A 19,568-nucleotide genomic window follows, 5' to 3' on the forward strand; every position below is an offset into this window, starting at 1 on the left:
CGAGAAAATGTCAGTGAGGTTCACAGAAATGTGAGGCTTTTTTGTTTTGCTTAGTTTGTCATCCTAAGCACTTGAACCGATTACCAACAAGACCATCTTTTAACCATAATCGCTGCAATCAACAAGATGAAATGGTATTATTGCAGAATAATAAGTGATACACGTCATCTGCTCAATGAGGCCAAACGAAATGGATAGCTTTAAGTTCTTTTGTTTAAATCTTATAAACATGAAACAGAAAAAATTGTTAAGCCTTGGAATGACTTTGTTACTCGGGCTTTCGCAACTATTTGCTCAAAAGCAGAGCACCATCTCCTCGCTCAAGTTAGCAGACTGGTTTGAAACAGATATTCGAATCAGTAATTTAACGCATACCTCCGACTATCGCTTTGATGTGAGGTATGAAATCTCCAATAAAACACAAAATGGAGATTTAGCTTTTAAAGTCTCTATTGAACGGATGAGATTGAAATATGCTGATGTAAACAACACTTGGTTAGGTTATGATTCATACTATCCTCCCTATGTAGAAAACAGAAAAAACAATTTAACAAAGCAGATTTACGAAATAACAGCAAATGCTGAGGGGAAAATATCAAAATTGAAACTATTATCAACTGCTACAAAAGTCAGCTTCTCAGTAATTGATAGGAAAACACAATATTATACACCAAGAACAGAATTATCGGTTGGTAAATTTTTTCAAACAGAACATTTAAAGCAAATTTCTGAAACCATATTAAATTCACTAATCGTTGGCAAACCACTCATTAAAACAGTAGACTTATCAAACTCTGCTGGTGAGAAAAATATTGTTAATGCTGTTGTAAAATCAGCTTCTTTTAAATTGCAAAAAAATGCAGTCATAAAAGGAAACATTACCAATTTAACTAAGGCAGATAGCATTTACTCAGTTACCAGATCATCTTTAAGCGGTAATGATGAAATTTTTAGGTTTAATAAAGATGGATCTTTTAGTGCAAATATATTGGCAGGCCCAAATACAAGGCGTAGATGGGTTTTTGGTAAATTTGATGGGGATGATGAATTTGATGGATTTAAAACTTTTAGTCTGCTGTTGGAACCATTAGATACGCTGACCGTTAAAGCAGATGCACTGAATTTTTACAACACCGTTTCTTTCGGAGGAAATGCTGCAGCAAAAGCCTCGCTAAGTAAAGATCTGGTCGCTGTTTTTGACAAACAATGGGTTAATGAAAGTAATTACCGTTCTAAATCACTAAAAGAATTTATAGCTTTTCAAAAACAGGGACAAAAAGATCTTGATGCGGTAATCAATAAGTACACTAACCGTGTTTCTCCAGAAATCTTAAATTCTTGCAGAACAGATTTTAAGTATGTTCAGGCCGGAACTAAACTGGAGTACTTTTTTCACCACCGAAAGCTAAAACCTAATCTATCTATTGATGATTTCCCAAAAGGATTCTTTCTAAGTATTGATACGTTAGCCGTTTCTATGAATGGTTCAGAAGGCGGTCTTTATTACATGTGGTACCTAACGTGGTTAGCTTCCTATCAGCAAACAAAACTAGGTCTGGTAAAGAGCAATCAGTATGCTTTCTATACTGATTTTGCGACCGCTATGGCTTCTTTCGATGGATATCCCTTATACTCTTCCATTTCCGAATCATTTAAAAAAGAGCTTCACAAAAGTGACCTTGAAAATACAGAAAGACTGAAAAATTACTATGAAGATTTCATTGCTAATTGCGGCGATACTACACTTACAAATCGCATTAAAGAGCTTTGGGCAAAAGCAAGATTATGGTTACCAGGAAACCCAAGTCCTGTACAGAAACTCCTGTTAAAAGACGGAAACGTTCTCGATCTTACCAAATTTAAAGGAAAACCCTTGGTATTAATCGTAAACAATAATTCTCCTGATATTTTAAAAGGCTATCTCGACCTTATAAAAAAACAAAAAGGTAGTGAGGTTCATTTTGTTATCGCCCAATGGACTCGTCCGAATTGGAGCATTGATCAGCAAATAAAGGACCTAACCAATGTTACCTATGTAGAATTAAGTGATGATTGCCCTGAGAATTTTGACCTTTTTTATCAGCAGACCAAAGTATTTACGTTTGATTCAGACTTTCGGGTCATCTCTGGTTACTTGATTGATGAATATGGTGGTCAAGTAGCCGATAAGGCCGAAGCTCATCAGGTAATAAAGGAGCTGATCAAAAAAGCAATAGATTCGAGTGTAATGACCAAAGAGCAAAAGTCGTCATTAATTAATACTATAGGGTGGAGCATTGGCTCCGCCCTGCTTACTTTAATGGTCGGCTTTTTAGTGTATAGGGCAAGAATTGCCGGCTTAAGGCAGAAAACTTTAATAAAGAACAAAATAAAGGGTCTGGAGATCAAGGCTATCCGCTCACAAATGAATCCGCATTTTATGTTCAATGCTTTAAATTCCATACAGTCGCTAATTAATAATGATCGGTATAAAGAAGCGAATGTTTATCTGGAGAAATTCGCATTGCTGATGCGAAGGGTACTGAATAATTCGGAAAAAAACTTCGTGACGCTGTCAGATGAACTAGATGCAATTAAACTTTATTGTGAGCTGGAGCAGCTTCGCTTTAACTTTAAATTTGATATTGAAGTCTCTCCCGAAGTAAATACCCAATTAATGGAAATTCCGGGTATGATCATTCAGCCGCTTGTAGAAAACTCAATTCTACATGGTTTGGCTCAAAAGGGAGATGAAGGACGCCTTACCATACATATTAGTTGCGATCAGAGATACCTTAAAATTGTAATCAAAGACAATGGCACAGGTTTAAAAGAAAATATAGGCCACGGCAATAAAAGCTTTGGATTGAAGCTTTTAAAAGAACGACTAATCTTGCTCAGTGCCGATGGAAATGTTGGAAGCTTACATTTAAGTAGTAATTTAGGAGAAAATGAAAGCGGCGTTATTGCTGTGTTAACTATTCCGATAGATTGATGGAAATCTTAAAAGCGATATTAATTGACGATGAATTGAAAAGCAGGGGTAACTTGCGTCAATTGTTGTTGAAATATTGCCCAAATGTAGCCATCATTGGCGAAGCAGGCACTGCTATTGAAGCACTCCAATTAATTAGGGAACTAGCGCCCGATTTACTTTTTCTAGATATAGAAATGGGAGAAATTTCTGGGTTCGACTTGTTGAAATTATTAAATGGGCAGCAAAATTTTGAAGTTATTTTTGTTACCGCCTTTGATAAGTACGGCATACAGGCAGTTAAGGCATGTGCCATAGATTACCTGCTTAAACCAATTAATATTTTGGAATTGAGCAATGCAGTTGAAAAAGCAACAATCCAAATTAATCCAAAAAAAGAAAACGTAAGATTAAAAGAGCTGGTTGCCAATATAGACAGAGGAGATAATGAGCAGAGGATCGCTATCCCGTTATCGGATAAAATAGAGTTTTTAACTATCAATAAAATCATAAGGCTCGAGGCCGAAGGTAATTACACGCATATTTATTTAGACAATAAAAAACAATACCTGGTATGTAAAACATTAAAGGAATATCAGGAATTGCTTGAAAATCATAATTTCATTAGGACGCATCAGTCTCACCTGATCAACTTCCGAAAAATCGTTGCTTATGTAAAAACCGATGGTGGATACATCGCCATGGAAGACGGTAGTCAGGCTCCAATATCCAGACAAAAAAAAGACGAAGTTTTACACAGAATCATGAAAGGTAAGTTTTAAACCTAGCCTAATTTTAAATTACTTAAAGTTTTGTTATCTAATAGCTCGGGTCCTAGTTTCGAGGAATTTCATAGATGGGTAATTTTTCTTGAACGGGTTTATGCTTGGAATGTGTGAGCCAAAAACAGCAATGGCTTACAGAAACCTTTGACTCGAATATGGTCTATTCTCTACTTAACTCCCACATTTTTTATTTCTTTTTTAGTCATTTCTAGTTGAACAATTTCTGGTTTTATTGCAGATGTGTAAAACTTGTTGTTTTCTAGAATTAGATTGCCATTCTCTAATGTATAAAAATGTGGCGTTACAAAACCATATAAACTTTTTGAGTTTTTTAGGTTTTGGTTTTTTGAACTTTCAAAATCATTCGATTTAAGGTAAGTGAGAAGTAAGGAAATGTTAAACATATCATTTGAACCAGATTTAGCATTTAAACCTAACATGGTTGCCGGGAAAACAGTTTGCCCAATTTTTATATTGATACTTCCTTTTTTAAATCCACGATAAGTAGCTAAGGTACCATCGCTATGTTCAATAATTACTTCGTTTGTTTTACTGGTAAATGATACACCAAGCGTGGCATCAGTATCATATAAATCCTTTACACTAACTACTGTCCCTTTTCTAATTGCAGTTACGGTATCTTCGTCTTTTGTATAAAATCGATAAACTTTCCAATCTTCAGGTGTTGTACTTCCAAAATACATGGCACCTACAAACCCAACTTCTGCCGCTTTTAATTCGACACCTTGTTTGTAGGGCAAAAGATACAAAAAATCAGTACTAATTTTAGGTTTTAACTTACCCCTAATGTATCGATAACTATAAGAAAATCCAACATTCTGCTCTTTGTTGCTTGGAGTAAGCGTTAAAAAACTACCACTAGATCCTGTTAAGGTAAAAGACTGTTGCATAGCTCCCATCGTATTAGTTAACTGTTTAAAATCAATCACCAAAGTATAAGTGCCTGGATCTTCTTTTTCATAACTTAGGGTAACACTTCGGTTATCATTGTACTTGCTAGCAACTTTTAGTACAGCTTCTTGAGCAAAGGATATAGTTTGAACTAATAAAATAATCAAAAGGAGCGTTAATGGGCTTTTCATAGGGAACAGTAATCAAAATTTTAGTGAAGCAAGATACCAAAATGAAAAACATCTTGTGATAAAAAAGGGAGTAAAAGCAAGAGTTAAACTAACGGGCTTAAGGAAGACCCGATTAGCGATATGAGTTCTATTTTTGGTTGTATGGTTAATCCGCTTTCATCTCTTTGTTGCTGAAAGGTTAAAAATGAAGGAGTAGATAATATGGTTTGCTGTACTTCTTCATTTTCATACATAGACATATGTAAAAAAGTTAATCCATCATCTTGAAGATAAACATTGTAGAGGAATTTGAGCTGCTTTAACTGCTTAAAATCGGTTAGAAAGGTGTTGATGTTTTGCTTGTTTTGTGCAGCAAATTCTGGTTTTACAGTGTAGCTAACTTTAACTGATATCATTTTTTAGGGAAAATAAAATCTAAACTCTTTTACTGCTAATATACTGATATTTAGCATATTTAAAATATCAGGTAAGAGTTTTTTACATAAAAAAAGACCTTGCCTTGGCAAAGTCTTTTTTTAGTAATATAACGCTTTAAGCTTATTTACCTGAGTTTTTTTTCTCAGTTACTTCAGTGCGAATTTCTTGAGCTAAACCTTTAAGATCTTGCATAGCTTTACGTACTCTTGTACCTGCTGCAGCGTTACCACCGTTATAAAATTTTTCTGCATCTGCTTCAATTGCAGCGATTACTTCTTTCACTTTTGAAAATTTTTCCATGTTTTTATATTTGTTTTTTTAAAGGTTTGGAAGCTGTCTTTTGACGGTTTCCATTTTTTTAGTTTTAATTTGATTTCAAATATATCATTTAAACCTAATAAACAAGTATCTGATGAATAATTTATCTTGCTTTATGATAATGCTAAGCCACTTTTCAGATAAAAACTCCTGAAAAGCAATTTGTTAGCTCTACCATTTTTTTTACTTTTTTTTCCTGTAAAGTGCCTTTAATTGCTATTTAACCATTGTAAGTAGGCAAATCACATCAGAAATAGCCGTTGTTTTAAATGCCAATTGTTGGTGTAAAGTGACCAATTCGCCATCTTTTAACTCAACCTTGTTGCCAAAACTTTCAAACAAAACCTCACCTTTTATCACTTGTAAACTCATTGTTGCTTCATTTTCTTCTTTTCCAGGATGAAATTCTGCATCGATTTTCATGGCAATTAAGGTAATGGTTACCGTATCAGATTTAAAAACAGTAATGGCATTTTTGCCATTTTTCTGATAGGCATCCTCCCCTTTTAATTGATCAATATATTTAGGAATATTTATGGGAATTATTCCAGCATCTAATGGCCTCGCTCCTTCTGGGCGCTGCTTTGTTGCATTATTGTGTTTCTCTTCCATGGCTATTCGTTTATGTTGTAAAAACAGTAATTTACTAAAGTTGTTTCAATCCACACAATGTTTATAAATATGCTGTACTTGAATTGATAAATTCTTTTTCTTTGTATCCTCCTATGGCATTATTTATTAGCTCCTTAAACACAGGTAGTAACGGCAATTGTTTTTATATTGGCAATGCCGATGAGGCAATATTGGTTGATGCCGGTTTAAGCTGTAAGGAAACTGAAATAAGGATGCAAAGGTTATCGCTCTGCATGAGTAAGGTAAAGGCCATATTTATTTCTCATGAACATAGTGACCATATCCGTGGATTACCTGTACTAGCTAAAAAATATCAAATACCTGTGTACATTACTGAAAGTACCTTGCTTAGTGGAAGACAGCAAATCCAATCTCACTTAATACAATCGTTTCTGGCTTATGTACCAGTAAAATTTGGAAGTTTAAGCATCACTGCATTTCCCAAAAAACATGATGCAGCAGAACCCCACAGTTTTACAATTTGCTGTAATGGAGTTACAGTGGGTGTATTTACAGATATTGGTGGACATTGTGACCATGTGATTAATAATTTTAAGAATTGCCATGCTGCATTTCTAGAAGCAAATTATGATGAGGAAATGTTGGATAAAGGACGTTATCCTTATTTTCTCAAGAACCGCATTCGTGGTGGTAATGGTCACCTATCAAATAAACAGGCATTAGAATTATTCTTAGCGCATAAACCAGCTTACATGAGCCATCTATTTCTTTCTCATTTAAGTAAGGATAATAATTGCCCGGATTTGGTGCACAACCTTTTTCAATCGCACGCAAATGGTACTGAGATCATTGTAGCTTCTAGATTGCAGGAAACGGCGGTTTACCATATTAGCGCTTAATAAAGTTCGTCATATCGAGTGAGCGCCCGCCTGTCTGGCAGGCAGGCAGCGACGAGATATTTATTTACATTTAGCATTACATTTTCGATAAATGCAGTTCAGTATCAAAGAAGCTCAGAGATTTCTCCTATCGTCGGAGATGACGAATACTAAGGTGACAACTCGAGTTTAAACCTCTTCCAGTTTTGTTCCCTTTTCCCAAACTTCTAATTTGTGTTTAACACCACATTTCAGCGCAAAGTTTGCTCGTTGGTGGCCTACAGGGAAATCAAAACAAACGGGATATTCAAAACCTTTAACCTTTTCTAAAACGATGTCTATTAATGTTTTGCCAAATTCAGCGCCGGCATCATCAGGTTTTACTTTAAATCCGCCTATAACCAAACCTTTGAGGTTATCTAATTTACCACTTCGTTTTAGGTTATAGAACATTCTGTCTATACTGTATAAGTATTCTCCTGTATCTTCTACAAAAAGTATTTTTCCATCTGTTTGGACTTCGGATTTACTTCCTGCTAAGTTTTCAATACAACGAAGGTTACCTCCAATTAATTCGCCCTCCGCAATACCAATCCTATTGTTTGTATTGTAAGTTGTATTATATTTCATTTTTTCTCCTTTCAACGCTTGCTGAATTGAATTAATGGTCTCTATTTGTATCGGCTCTGCCAAAGCCCAGTCTGAAGGAAAGCTATTGCACATTTTAGAGTGTATACTAGCTATATGCGCATTAGTATTAATATGGCAATGAAGTATGGTTATATCGCTAAAGCCAATGAGCCATTTAGGTGATGATTTAAATTTATTGAAATCTAATTGATCTATTATTCTAATTGCGCCATAACCACCTCGAGCACACATGATGGCTTTAATTGTGGGGTCATCTAACATTTGTTGCAAATCTGTTAAACGTTCTTCATCGGTTCCGCCAAATGTAAAATCCTTTGCGCCTACTGTTTTTCCAATAACAACATTAAAACCCCAACTTTTCATTTGAATTACCGAGGGATCTATTTCGGCTTGGGTGATGTATCCAGCTGGACAAGTTATCCCAATGGTATCTCCAGGTAACAAATAAGGCGGAATTTTAACTTTTTTAGGAGACTCTACCAATGAAGTTTCTGAGGCAACGTTTTTTAATGGATTAATTAAAAGCGAAGCTGGAATAAGGGATAGGAAATATTTGCGATTCATTAGGTTAAATATAATGATTATCGGATTTCCTAATGGCAATTGCAAACAATAATTATTGATTTGATAAAAACAACTTCAAGTTGTTAATTATAGAAAACCCTATTTGCCGGTTTGTGTTAGAAATAAAATAAGCGGAACCAATGAAAAAAAACCAAACTTTCACTAATTATGATGAATTAAAGGCTGGGCTTAAATCAATGAAATGTGAAATGAATCAAATACAAGAAAATATAAAGTTAGATGCCAAAGCATATCTTGTAGGAATTCCAAAGCGCATATCTTATGGTGTTTTCAATAGAAACTACCATCATAAAATATTGACTTCAAATCCAATAGGAAAGATAATGTCCAAAACAATAAATAGTACAATATTGAAAAAAGAAAATTTTATTACAAAAATGCTTAGCAGTTTATTCTTTAAACAAGTTGGAAAGAAAGTAGAGCATAAACTGCTTCGTTTTAGAAAATAAATTTTTACGATTTTGGTTTAGTATAAAGTAGTTGACCAACATTTGCATCAGTAAAAGCATTAAATGCTACCCAGTCGCTATCTGTCCAACTGCTAGAAATTATGTTTCCTGCACAGTTATACACCAATCGGTTACATACGCTTAATGATGATAAACCATTCCAAACATAGAAAACCATCTCCCCTTTATATTGGTACAATTTTACAGTTGTTCCTTCATAAAATTTGCAGTCGGCTGTTCCATCCTTTATCTTTTGAAACCAAGCTAGTTCATCAATAGATCTTCCATTGCAAACCCTAATGTTTTTATTATCTCGTTTACAACCAAAAAAAGACAGGAGAATGATAAAATAAAATAAATACTGTTTCTTCATGACTTATAATGCAAAACGTTAATTATTATAAAAATAATCAAATATTTAAAATATAAAACATTAATAAGCAGTCTTTTATGGAATTGTATTTTAAACAACAGCTACATCATTTGCCAACTGAGCAGATAGCCCTGCTCCTGCCAATAAAAGTTCTTGGGTAATGGTTTTAGTATAATCTGCAATTTCTGCTTTAAAATCGCTTACAGATGCACCTGAACGAATCTCTTCCAGGCGTTTTTCCCATTGACCGGTTAATTCTGCTTGCGCAATTTTTTTATCCTTAACCACTTCATAAACAGCCAATCCTTTAGATGTTGGGATTAAATTTCTTTTATCACGGGTAATGTATTCTCTGGTCAGTAACGTTTCTATAATTGCTGCTCTAGTTGCTGGAGTTCCCAGGCCACTGTCTTTCATTGCATAGCGCAACTCTTCATCTTCAATTTCCTTACCAGATGTTTCTAGGGCTTTTAATAAGGATGCTTCGTTATATAAAGGTTTTGGCTTAGTTTGTTTCTCTAATAAGGCTTTGTTAACGATTGGCAACAGCTCGCCTACTTTTACCTTTGGTAACGCCGGATTTTCCTCATCCTTTTTCTCCTCTTCTGTTTCATTAAATACAGAGCGCCATCCGGCAGATCGGATTACTGTTCCGTTGGCAATAAATACAGAACCAGATTCTATGGTAATTTTAGTGATTTCCTTTAAACATTCTTGATGAAAAGCCTCTAACATTCGCCCGGCAACCATGTCAAAAATTGCTTGGTGATCTTTGCTTAGGTTGTATGGTTTTTCGCCAGTTGGCAAAATAGCATGGTGATCTGTTACTTTTTTGGCGTTTACACTTCTTTTATTGAGTGTTGCTGTTTGTAAAAAGTTAGCCTGATTGGCAAATGTTGGATGATCAGTTAAGGTTGAAATGAGTTTCGGCACATTTGCAAAAACATCGTCTCCAATATATCTACTACCGGTACGAGGATAAGAAACCAATTTACTCTCGTATAAATTCTGCAATAGATTAAGGGTTTGATCTGCAGTAAAGCCATTTTTCTTATTAGCCTCTTGTTGCAAGGAACTTAGATCGTGCAACAATGGAGGTGGTTCTTTTCTTGGTTTTGCTTCAACGGCAGTAATATTTCCACCATTTGGGAAACCTGTAGCTACATCTTGAACTTTGTCAAAAACTTCTTGCGCCTCTGGTTGTGTTTTAAAATTAGCAATAGAAATGGCTTTAAATAGCTGGCCGTCTTTATCTAATTGAATGGCTATTTGATAGAAAGTTTGAGGAACGAAATTCTTACTTTCTATGTATCGAGCACAAATCATGGCTAGCGTTGGCGTTTGTACCCTACCTAATGACAATACGCTTTTTGAGCCAGCAGAAATACTTAATGCCTGTGTAGCATTCATTCCGACCAGCCAATCAGATTCTGAGCGGCAATGGGCTGAATTAAATAGGGTATCGTAATCTGTACCAGGTTTTAGGTTTCTGAACCCATCTTTAATGGCTTCATCAGTTTGGGAAGAAATCCATAAGCGTTTAAATGGCTTTTTACATTTAAGGAAATAATAAATATACCTGAAGATCAGTTCACCTTCGCGCCCAGCATCCGTTGCTACGATAATTTCTGTTGCTTCATCAAACAGTTTCTTAATGATGTCTAATTGTTTACGAACACCTGGATCTTCTACAAAACCATCTTTCGTTTTAACCTTACGGATAGAAAGCTTAAATTTTGCCGGCAACATAGGTAAATGTTGCCTTCTCCAACCTATGAAACCATATTCTTGTGGTGGAGCTAATTGTAATAAATGGCCAAATGCCCAAGTAAATGAATATCCTTTTCCTTCAATGTAACCATCTTTCCTGGTTGTTGCGCCAAATACTTTGGCTAATTCACGCCCTACTGATGGTTTCTCGGCAATTACAATCTTCATTCTTCGCTTCTTCTATTTTGGAGGGTTAAATATCTGAAAATTTTGTGGAGCGAAGGTTTAAAAGTTTTCGACATTAGTCAATTTCACTTAATCTATCGATAGGATTGAGCATAAAAAAATATTTTTTTCATTGCGATTTAAACGTATCAAGTATTTTACTCATTAAAAAATACATCACTGAAAACCAATGCTTTAAGAATCTACAGCTTGTGCCTTAAGCGTCTTAATATTTAGTACAACATATTGTAAATCAATTATTTACATAATTTTTTACTTGCAATTATCAATTCAATACCTCTATATTTGAGAACCAAATATTTTGTTTAACCGGCAAAACTTCCTAAGTATGAACAACAACTTCGAAAAAAGAACATTCTTTCGTAAAGGCTTAGGCTTATCTATAATAGGCGTTTCTCTCCGTCCATTTGCTTTAATACCACATCAAAGCAATTCATATAGTCTAAAATTCAACCAAATATTAAACCTAAAACCAAAAATCTCATGAAAAAGAATTTCTTTTCAAACAAGCTAATGCTGTTAGCTTCAATTTCATTATTAGTAATTAATTCTAGCTGTAACAAAGAAAAGATTGAAGCCCAATCTGCGGCAGCAGAAAGTCAAAAGGTTAACATCGAACCAATCAGTGCAGCTGCTGTTGCATTAGCCTACCCAAGTAACATTAATACTGGATTTAATCATGCAGATGGATCTTATTCTTATGAAGAGGCCAGTGCCGATTTTGGCGGAGCTTCTATCAGTGGATGGAATGATACAAGAGCATACATTTCTGGCAATCAGGCTCGTGCCACATTGGCGCCAAATTCAGTTTCAAACGGCTTAATTGCAGGATTTGACATTTCTGATGGATCTGCTTATGAACTAACTTATGACGTCCGTTTCCACAGCCAGTTTGATTGGAGCAGAGGAGGAAAAGTTGGCTTTGGCTTTTTAATTGGTGATGAAAACACAGGTTGCGACATTGCTACTGACGGTAATGGAGGTAGCTTAAGATTAATGTGGTATCAAAATGATGCAGGTCGTGTTTATTTCCAGCCTTATGCTTATCACAGAGATATGGCTGGCCCTTGTGGTGATACTTTTGGAAAGACCTATCCAACCTCAGGAAGCATTAACAAAGGACAAACATATAGGGTGCACATGTATATAAAAAGCAATACTGGCTCAACAAAAAATGGCTGGGTACAAGTTAAAATAGACAATAACACCGTGTTAGATCAATCTATAAGATGGACAACCAACGATAGCAAAAGGTTAATTAAGAGATTATCTTTCCATAATTTTAGAGGCGGAAAGGATGTTGCTGTTTGGGGTTCTAGCCAGACAAGTTATATCTACTTTGATAATGTAGTGGTTAACAAGATACAGTAATAAATAAAGCCCTGTGACAAATGATGTTACAGGGCTAATTTTTTATTGCTGCTGTTGCTGTTGTTGCATTTCTATAAATCTCTGATAAGAATTAATAACTGCTACGGGCTCTACCACCTGTTGTACATAAGCTGCGTCATCATGCAGGCTGGTTGATTCTTCCTCATTCTTAATTTTTTCATTTGTGATGACAACCGAAACAGTTAATGTATGGGCTGATGAACCTTTATAAGTGCCTTTAACAGGCGTACAATCATTAAAATTACGGCCAAATGCAATGCGAATATGTCTATCGCTAACCAAGCAGTTATTTGTAGGGTCAATGCCAAGCCAACCATAATCTGGAATATAAGCCTCTACCCATGCGTGAGTTGCGCCAATACCTCTTAATTCATTACCAAATGGACAAATATAACCACTTACATACCTAGCCGGAATGCTAGAGATGCGTAACATCTCTAGCAATAAGTGAGCAAAATCTTGACAAACACCAGCTTTTAATTCCCAAATCCTATCTATATCTGTCTCAACATCCGTTACCCCTTGTTGATAGGTAATTTGATCGTAAACATAAGAAGAAAGACCTTGTACGCATTGTAAAACTGTTTTTTCTCTATTAGCAATGGTTGATATTTCACAACGAATAACGGGCAAGGCTTTATAGATCCCAGATTTTACAAAATCAAGAAACTCTACCTCTAAACTTAATTTGTCAATTGTTTCCCATTGGCTTTTAGGCGACCAAAAATCTGAAGGTACTGGAACTGGTTTTGTTTCCACTTCTGCGTCAACAGTAATTACTAAATCTGTATGGGGTTCTACAATGGTGAAAATCCCAACTTTGTTTCCAAAAAAATCTTCGTAACTGTCTATAACAGCTAGTGGTTTTATTTTTATTTCATGGTTGATGATTTCTTGATGGTCATCTGAAGGAGGACTTAATATAATCTGATTAGCACTGTCTATTACCGATGAAGGATAACTGTACCTAGTGATATGTTTAACGTGATAAATTGGCATTGTTTCAAAGTTTTTGTGTGTGTTTCGAAAATAATTACTCAACTTGTAATACCGAAATAATATCGATTAAATGATTGTACCACATTTATTACATTTTCTTCAACAAGCTCTAATAAAGACAGTTGAGTGTCGACACTTAAATCTGAACTGTTGTATTTTAGTATAGCGGCTGTCTTTCCAATTGCAAACTCTATTTTCTCAAAGCTTTCTTCTTTGCTGTCTTGTTTTAAACGTTGTGCGTATCTGTTTAATTGGTTCAAACCATAGGCTATTGAATGTGGAAAATGCATTTCATATAATGCTTGCTTGAAAATTAGATCTGGTTTCACAGAGCCAGAATTTGCTTTCAAATAATATTCATAACCAGATATGGATACTAAAAAATATCTCCAACTGACAGTAGATAAACCATCCGTAGCTAAGCCATCTATTCGAGTTATTTGCATTTTTAATGCAGTTATACTTTGTAGCAATCTCTCAATAAATTTTCCAATATTTAAGTAGTTAAATCCTTCACTCCTAAACATGGAAACATCAACCACACCATAATATAACATACATTGTTTAATGAGTTGATCAAGTATAGTTACTGGGTCTCCCGAAAAGACTTGTTTCTGCAAACCAGCATCCCTAATTAGATGGTAATAATCGTTTAGGCATTGCCAAAGTTCTTTTGTGATATGGTCCTGAGCACTACGGGCATTTTCCCTTGCCCTAAAAATATTATTAACCACTGAGCTATCGTTTTCCTTATCAAAAAGGATAAATTGTAATACTTCATTGGCATTCATTGTTTTTTCTGGGGCCTTCCCGTGGTTATAGTACCTAAATACATCATCCCATTTTACAAAAGGCACCCCATCTTGTGATGCAATATAATAAGTTCTTAAAATCCTTAATTGCACATTGGTACGCTCCATGTAACGGCTCATCCAAAATATGTTATCTGCTACTCTACTCAGCATTCTAGTTTAGTTTAAAGGTTGAAATGTTGTAAAGTTGAAATGTTAGTCTACTACCCAAGTATCTTTACTTCCTCCACCCTGTGAAGAATTTACTACAATTGAACCCTCTTTTAAAGCTACCCGAGTTAATCCACCTGGAACAATTTCAATTCCATCTGGTCCACTTAAGGCGAAGGGTCTTAAATCTATCCTTCTTGGTTGCAATTTACCATCTATGTAACACGGTGCAGAAGAAAGGCTAATGATAGGCTGAGCAATGAATTGCCTTGGCGATTTCACAATCTCTTCACTAAACTCTTTTAGCTCTTGTTCTGTTGCAATGTTCCCAATCAACATCCCGTAACCACCACTTTCGTTGGTGCGTTTAACCACCATATTATTCAGGTTTTCCAAAGTGTATTCACGTTCATCTACATTTTCCATTCTGTAGGTTGGTACGTTCTTAAGAATTGGTTCTTCATTCAGATAATACTTAATCATGTCTGGAACATAGGCATAAATCGCTTTATCATCTGCTACGCCATTTCCCATTGCATTTACTATAGCCACATTGCCTTTACGATAAGCATGATAAATACCAGGAACGCCCAACATGCTATCTGGACGGAAGATTAATGGATCTAGAAACTCATCATCTACCCTACGATAAATTACATCAACCTTTTTTAGGCCCTTTGTGGTGCGCATGTAAACTTTATGGTTGTCTACCACCAAGTCTCTTCCTTCAACCAATTCAATGCCCATTAAACGAGCTAAAGTAGTATGCTCAAAATAAGCAGAATTATAAATTCCTGGTGTTAAAAGCACAACTGTAGGGCGACTAGTATGTCTATTACCCAAGCCCAATAAGTTCTTCATTAACAAATCTGGATAGTCGCTAACTGGTCTAACCTTGTTTTCTGGAATTAAATTAGGGAATAAACGATAACTAATGTTCCTGTTCTCGAGCATGTAACTTACACCAGAAGGTGTTCTTAAGTTATCTTCAAGCACATAATACGAACCATCATGGTCCCGTATTAAATCGATACCGCTAATGTGTGTGTAAATGTCAAATGGGACATCAACATTCATCATTTCACGTAAATAACATGGACTAGAATAAATTAACGCAGCAGGAATTATTCCATCCTTAATAATAAACTGTTGATGATAAACATCTTTTAAAAAGATATTTAATGCTTTTAAACGTTGCTTAATGCCTCGTTCAATTAAATCCCATTCTGCAGCTTGGATAATTCTAGGATAAATATCAAATGGGAAGATTTTTTCTATTCCTTCTCCACTACTATAAACAGTGAATGTAATGCCTTGAGTTAAGAAAAGCTTTTTTGCAAGCTCATCTTTTAGTGCCATTTCAGATGAATTGATGTTTTGAAAGGCAGACATGAAAGAATCATAATGTTTTCTAACATTATCATCGGTTTTCATCTCATCAAAAACACCATTTATGGTTTTGTATTGCTTAAAATATTCTATATTCTCCATAATTTTGATTAAAATACAAACATTTAGTTCATAAAATCAAAAATTTATAGATAAATAATTACATAAAGCCTAAATTTTAATTAATAAATTAAAATATTAATTAAAAAGACACCAAAAAATGATGTCTTTTTAGTGTATTTATAAAATATTATGATTTTTTTGGTTTCGCCGACATATAAAAAGTCAATTTCCCTCCAGATGTGATATCACTATGCTTTATAAAAGGCTTAGTTAACTCTTTTCCATTTAATAAAACCCTTTGCACATATACATTTTTATTACTTTGGTTGATAGCTTCTACAGTGAATGTTTTTCCATTTTCTAAATTTAAGCTGGCATTATTTACTGCTGGAGAACCTAATGCATATTCATCGCCACCTGGCGAAACTGGATAAAAACCTAATGATGAAAACATAAACCAAGCACTCATCTGTCCACAATCATCATTTCCCCCTAGTCCATCTGGTGTTGGTTTGTATTGCATTTTTAAGATATGACGAACTTGTGCTTGTGTTTTATAAGCTTGGTCTGTCCAGTTATACAAATACGCAATGTGATGCGCAGGCTCATTTCCATGTACGTAACCGCCAATTATACCTTCACGAGTAATGTCTTCGGTATGTGCAAAAAACTCATCAGGTAAGTGCATGGTAAATAAAGTATCTAATCTGGTTGCAAATTTCTTTTTACCGCCCATTGCTTCAATTAAACCAGCTGGGTCTTGTGGAACAAAGAAACTGTAATTCCAACTATTACCTTCAATAAAACCTTGTCCTTCAGTGTCTTTGCTATCAAATTTTTGCTTAAATGTTCCATCAGCCAATTTCGGACGCATAAAGCCAATAGAAGAATCGTAATTGTTTTTCCAGTTGCCAGAACGTTTAATGAACTCATTGTAAACATCCATCCTATTTAACTTCTTAGCTATTTGAGCAATTGCCCAATCGTCATAGGCATATTCTAAGGTATTAGAAACAGATACGCCACTTCGTTCGGCAGGGATGTAACCTAAATCCATATAATAACCAATGCCTTCGTAATTACGTTTTTTCGCAGTTGCTATACAGGCATCTAAAGCTTTGGCAGCATCGCCATTATAAACACCCTTAATTATCGCATCGGCCACAACAGAAACACTATGGTAGCCACTCATGCACCAATTATCATTTGCATAATGCGACCAAATCGGCAACATTTTTAAAGAATTTTGGTCGTAATGCGCCAACATAGACTTAACCATATCGTTATTACGCGCTGGCTGAATGATATTAAAAAATGGGTGTAATGCTCTATAAGTATCCCATAAAGAGAAAGTTGTGTAATTTGTAAAACCATTAGCGGTATGAACACCTTGGTCTAATCCTTTATATTGGCCGTTTACATCTGTATAAGTAGTTGGATTAATAAAAGCATGGTACATTGCGGTGTAAAAGTTAATTTTATCGTCTTCTGCAGCTGCAATGTTTATTTTATTTAACTCTTTATTCCAGGTTGCTTGCGCTTGTGCTTTTACTTTATCAAAGTCAAACCCAGTAATTTCAGCACGCATATTTTCTAATGCGTTTTCTTGGCTAACTGGAGATAAAGCGAACTTGATTTTAATTTTTTCCCCTTCATTGGTATCAAAATCAAAGAACATTCTCACTTTTCTACCAGCTACTTCTGGGAAATTTTTACTTTGGTCAAACTTACCCCAGAAACCACGATACGCTTGACGGGCATCATAGTTTTTCTGTCCGTAGTTTTTGAAAGGTTTAGAGAAGCTCATTGCAAAATAAACTGTACGTGTACGTGCCCAACCATAAGTCTGGCGATAACCAGTTACTAAAGTGTCATTTACTACGCGAACATAAGTCCAAACGGTTTTCTCATCATAGTTATAAATTCCAGCCATTAAATCTAAAATGATATGGCTTTGGTCTGATTTTGGAAAAGTATATTGATGCATGCCCACTCTGTTTGTTGCCGTCATTTCTGCAGTGATGTCGTCATCATCTAATTTCACTTTATAATATCCAGCTTCTGCCGTTTCATTAGCGTGAGAATAAGCAGAACGATAACCAGATTTGGTATTGCTCGCCGTACCAGGATTCATTTGTAGTTTACCTTGAGTTGGCATGATTAAAAAATCGCCTAAATCTGAGTGACCGGTCCCACTAAAGTGTGTATGACTAAAACCTACAATGGTTTTGTCTTCATATTTATAACCAGCACAATATTTGTAAACATCACCATTATACTTTCCATTCATTTCATATGGAATGGTATCAGTTTCTGGACTTAATTGAACAGCCCCAAAAGGAACAGTAGCACCCGGATAAGTATGTCCCATTTTTTCGGTACCGATTAACGGTTTAACATATTTAACCAAATTTTGCTGTGCATTTACTGCAACAGAAAAGAAAATTAGGCAATAGAAAAGAATGTGTCTCATGTTTAAAAAGTAGTTTGATAATATCGAAAGTCTAAGGTATTAATTTATTACTAAATCGTTTTATTAAATTTAATGTTTTTACGTAGTTGGTTGCAAATGTTACAAATCCTAGTCTAGGCAATCATCTAAATGCTTATATTTAGCCCTGCAAGCATGACACTTAAATGAACACAAATATTACCCTTCGTGATATTGCCAAAGCGCTAAATCTATCAATCTCTACGGTATCTAGGGCACTAACAGATAGCTATCAAATTGGAGAAAAGACCAAGCAGGAAGTTTTGGCCTATGCAAAAGAACATCACTATGTGCCAAATAGAATGGCAAGGGGTTTAAAAGAAGGCAAAAGCAGATCTATTGGTGTGGTTGTTTGTTCTATTGACAACAATTTCATGGCACAAATGCTGGATGGTATTGACCAATATTGTTCGGAACATGACTACCAGCTTATCATGATGCAAAGCAAGGAACTATTCGAGCAAGAAAAGGCCAATGTTAACCTATTATATGCTGGTGGTATTGATGGTTTATTGATTTGCCCTTCTTATCAAACTACTGATTTTAGTTACCTTATTAATTTACAAGAATCTGGTTTGCCAGTTGTTTTATTTGATCGTTTGAGCAACCACATTGATACCCATAAGGTAGCAGTGGATAATTTTAAAGGCGCTTATGAGGCTACTCAACATTTAATTAATAATGGTTATCATGCCATTGCTCATCTCAATTGGAACACCCAATTAAGTACTGCTACCGAACGTTTTGAAGGTTATAAAAAGGCTTTAAAAGATGCAGGCATACCATTTAATAACGATTGGGTAAAATTTTGTGACACCTCAAATGCCGCTACATTAGACGAAGAGCTGGAAACAGCGATTGGTGAGTTAATGGCGCTCAAACAAGTTCCTAGAGCAATATTTACAGCAACCGACCTACTTAGCACTAAATGCTTAGAAATATTACGTAAATGTGGTCATCGCATTCCAGAAGATATTGCACTGGTTGGTTTTAGCAATACGGATCTTGCAGAAGTACTTAATCCCTCGTTAAGCACAATTCGCCAACCTTCTTTAGAAATTGGACGTTTAGCTGCTAAGCAATTGCTCTCGTTGATTTCTGACAGAAGGGCGACTGAGCACTTTGAAACTATCTTATTACCCACAGAATTACAAGTTAGAGCATCGAGCCAAAAAAGCAAATAGCCTTTTTTACATTGTTCAGACTACCC

At 35.3% G+C, this 19,568-nt stretch carries 17 protein-coding genes; 6 read left to right on the forward strand and 11 right to left on the reverse strand.

Features of this window, described 5'->3' with window-relative positions; genetic code table 11:
- The first annotated feature begins 229 nt into the window (after positions 1–229).
- Together EZ428_RS13910 and EZ428_RS13915 are read left to right on the forward strand one after the other, a co-directional pair.
- Positions 230–2,974 carry a sensor histidine kinase gene (locus tag EZ428_RS13910; RefSeq protein WP_165501780.1) on the forward strand — a complete coding sequence of 915 codons (2,745 nt, stop codon included), beginning with the start codon at positions 230–232 and terminating at the stop codon, positions 2,972–2,974.
- On the forward strand, positions 2,974–3,735 hold the full coding sequence (locus EZ428_RS13915) for a LytR/AlgR family response regulator transcription factor (protein ID WP_131553773.1): 762 nt from the start codon (positions 2,974–2,976) through the stop codon (positions 3,733–3,735). The genes EZ428_RS13910 and EZ428_RS13915 overlap by 1 nt, the downstream gene beginning before the upstream one ends.
- A 170-nt stretch (positions 3,736–3,905) precedes the next feature.
- Here the strand turns inward: EZ428_RS13915 and EZ428_RS13920 are convergent, their stop codons facing one another.
- From EZ428_RS13920 to EZ428_RS13935, 4 genes are all read right to left on the reverse strand, one after another.
- Positions 3,906–4,841: a hypothetical protein gene (locus EZ428_RS13920; RefSeq protein ID WP_131553774.1), complete on the reverse strand. Its 936-nt coding sequence runs from the start codon at positions 4,839–4,841 to the stop codon at positions 3,906–3,908.
- 83 nt (positions 4,842–4,924) lie between these two features.
- Positions 4,925–5,236: a hypothetical protein gene (locus EZ428_RS13925; protein WP_131553775.1), complete on the reverse strand. Its 312-nt coding sequence runs from the start codon at positions 5,234–5,236 to the stop codon at positions 4,925–4,927.
- A 142-nt stretch (positions 5,237–5,378) separates the two neighbouring features.
- Complete coding sequence (locus tag EZ428_RS13930) at positions 5,379–5,558, reverse strand: histone H1 (RefSeq protein ID WP_131553776.1); 180 nt, start codon at positions 5,556–5,558, stop codon at positions 5,379–5,381.
- A 234-nt stretch (positions 5,559–5,792) separates the two neighbouring features.
- Positions 5,793–6,188 (reverse strand): cupin domain-containing protein, encoded by a 396-nt coding sequence (locus tag EZ428_RS13935; protein WP_131553777.1) that lies wholly within the window; start codon positions 6,186–6,188, stop codon positions 5,793–5,795.
- Positions 6,189–6,301: 113 nt separating this feature from the next.
- Here EZ428_RS13935 and EZ428_RS13940 point away from each other — a divergent pair, with 113 nt between their 5' ends.
- Positions 6,302–7,069, forward strand: a complete 768-nt coding sequence (locus tag EZ428_RS13940; RefSeq protein WP_131553778.1) for an MBL fold metallo-hydrolase — start codon at positions 6,302–6,304, stop codon at positions 7,067–7,069.
- A 168-nt stretch (positions 7,070–7,237) separates the two neighbouring features.
- Here EZ428_RS13940 and EZ428_RS13945 read toward each other — a convergent pair whose 3' ends face one another.
- On the reverse strand, positions 7,238–8,263 hold the full coding sequence (locus tag EZ428_RS13945; protein WP_131553779.1) for a S66 peptidase family protein: 1,026 nt from the start codon (positions 8,261–8,263) through the stop codon (positions 7,238–7,240).
- A gap of 140 nt (positions 8,264–8,403) precedes the next feature.
- Between EZ428_RS13945 and EZ428_RS13950 the strand changes: the two genes are divergently transcribed.
- Complete coding sequence (locus tag EZ428_RS13950; protein ID WP_131553780.1) at positions 8,404–8,733, forward strand: hypothetical protein; 330 nt, start codon at positions 8,404–8,406, stop codon at positions 8,731–8,733.
- Positions 8,734–8,737: 4 nt separating this feature from the next.
- On the opposite strand, the gene EZ428_RS13955 is transcribed toward EZ428_RS13950, so the two are convergent.
- Together EZ428_RS13955 and EZ428_RS13960 are read right to left on the reverse strand one after the other, a co-directional pair.
- Positions 8,738–9,106: a hypothetical protein gene (locus EZ428_RS13955; RefSeq protein ID WP_131553781.1), complete on the reverse strand. Its 369-nt coding sequence runs from the start codon at positions 9,104–9,106 to the stop codon at positions 8,738–8,740.
- Positions 9,107–9,196: 90 nt separating this feature from the next.
- The gene (locus EZ428_RS13960; protein ID WP_131553782.1) at positions 9,197–11,044 is read right to left on the reverse strand and encodes a DNA topoisomerase; all 1,848 of its coding nucleotides are present in this window, start codon (positions 11,042–11,044) and stop codon (positions 9,197–9,199) included.
- A gap of 501 nt (positions 11,045–11,545) precedes the next feature.
- On the opposite strand from EZ428_RS13960, the gene EZ428_RS13965 reads away from it, so the two are divergent.
- Positions 11,546–12,433 carry a polysaccharide lyase gene (locus EZ428_RS13965; protein WP_131553783.1) on the forward strand — a complete coding sequence of 296 codons (888 nt, stop codon included), beginning with the start codon at positions 11,546–11,548 and terminating at the stop codon, positions 12,431–12,433.
- Positions 12,434–12,475: 42 nt separating this feature from the next.
- On the opposite strand, the gene EZ428_RS13970 is transcribed toward EZ428_RS13965, so the two are convergent.
- The 4 genes from EZ428_RS13970 to EZ428_RS13985 all read right to left on the reverse strand — a co-directional run bounded on the left by EZ428_RS13970 (position 12,476) and on the right by EZ428_RS13985 (position 18,364).
- Positions 12,476–13,453, reverse strand: a complete 978-nt coding sequence (locus EZ428_RS13970) for a transglutaminase family protein (RefSeq protein ID WP_131553784.1) — start codon at positions 13,451–13,453, stop codon at positions 12,476–12,478.
- Positions 13,454–13,491: 38 nt separating this feature from the next.
- The gene (locus EZ428_RS13975; RefSeq protein WP_131553785.1) at positions 13,492–14,418 is read right to left on the reverse strand and encodes an alpha-E domain-containing protein; all 927 of its coding nucleotides are present in this window, start codon (positions 14,416–14,418) and stop codon (positions 13,492–13,494) included.
- Between the two features lie 42 nt (positions 14,419–14,460).
- Complete coding sequence (locus EZ428_RS13980; RefSeq protein WP_131553786.1) at positions 14,461–15,906, reverse strand: circularly permuted type 2 ATP-grasp protein; 1,446 nt, start codon at positions 15,904–15,906, stop codon at positions 14,461–14,463.
- A 148-nt stretch (positions 15,907–16,054) separates the two neighbouring features.
- Positions 16,055–18,364 (reverse strand): GH92 family glycosyl hydrolase, encoded by a 2,310-nt coding sequence (locus EZ428_RS13985; protein WP_225871075.1) that lies wholly within the window; start codon positions 18,362–18,364, stop codon positions 16,055–16,057.
- Between the two features lie 140 nt (positions 18,365–18,504).
- On the opposite strand from EZ428_RS13985, the gene EZ428_RS13990 reads away from it, so the two are divergent.
- On the forward strand, positions 18,505–19,542 hold the full coding sequence (locus tag EZ428_RS13990) for a LacI family DNA-binding transcriptional regulator (RefSeq protein ID WP_131553788.1): 1,038 nt from the start codon (positions 18,505–18,507) through the stop codon (positions 19,540–19,542).
- Positions 19,543–19,568: the final 26 nt, after the last annotated feature.

The organism is Pedobacter frigiditerrae, from assembly GCF_004331645.1.
GTDB lineage: Bacteria > Bacteroidota > Bacteroidia > Sphingobacteriales > Sphingobacteriaceae > Pedobacter > Pedobacter frigiditerrae.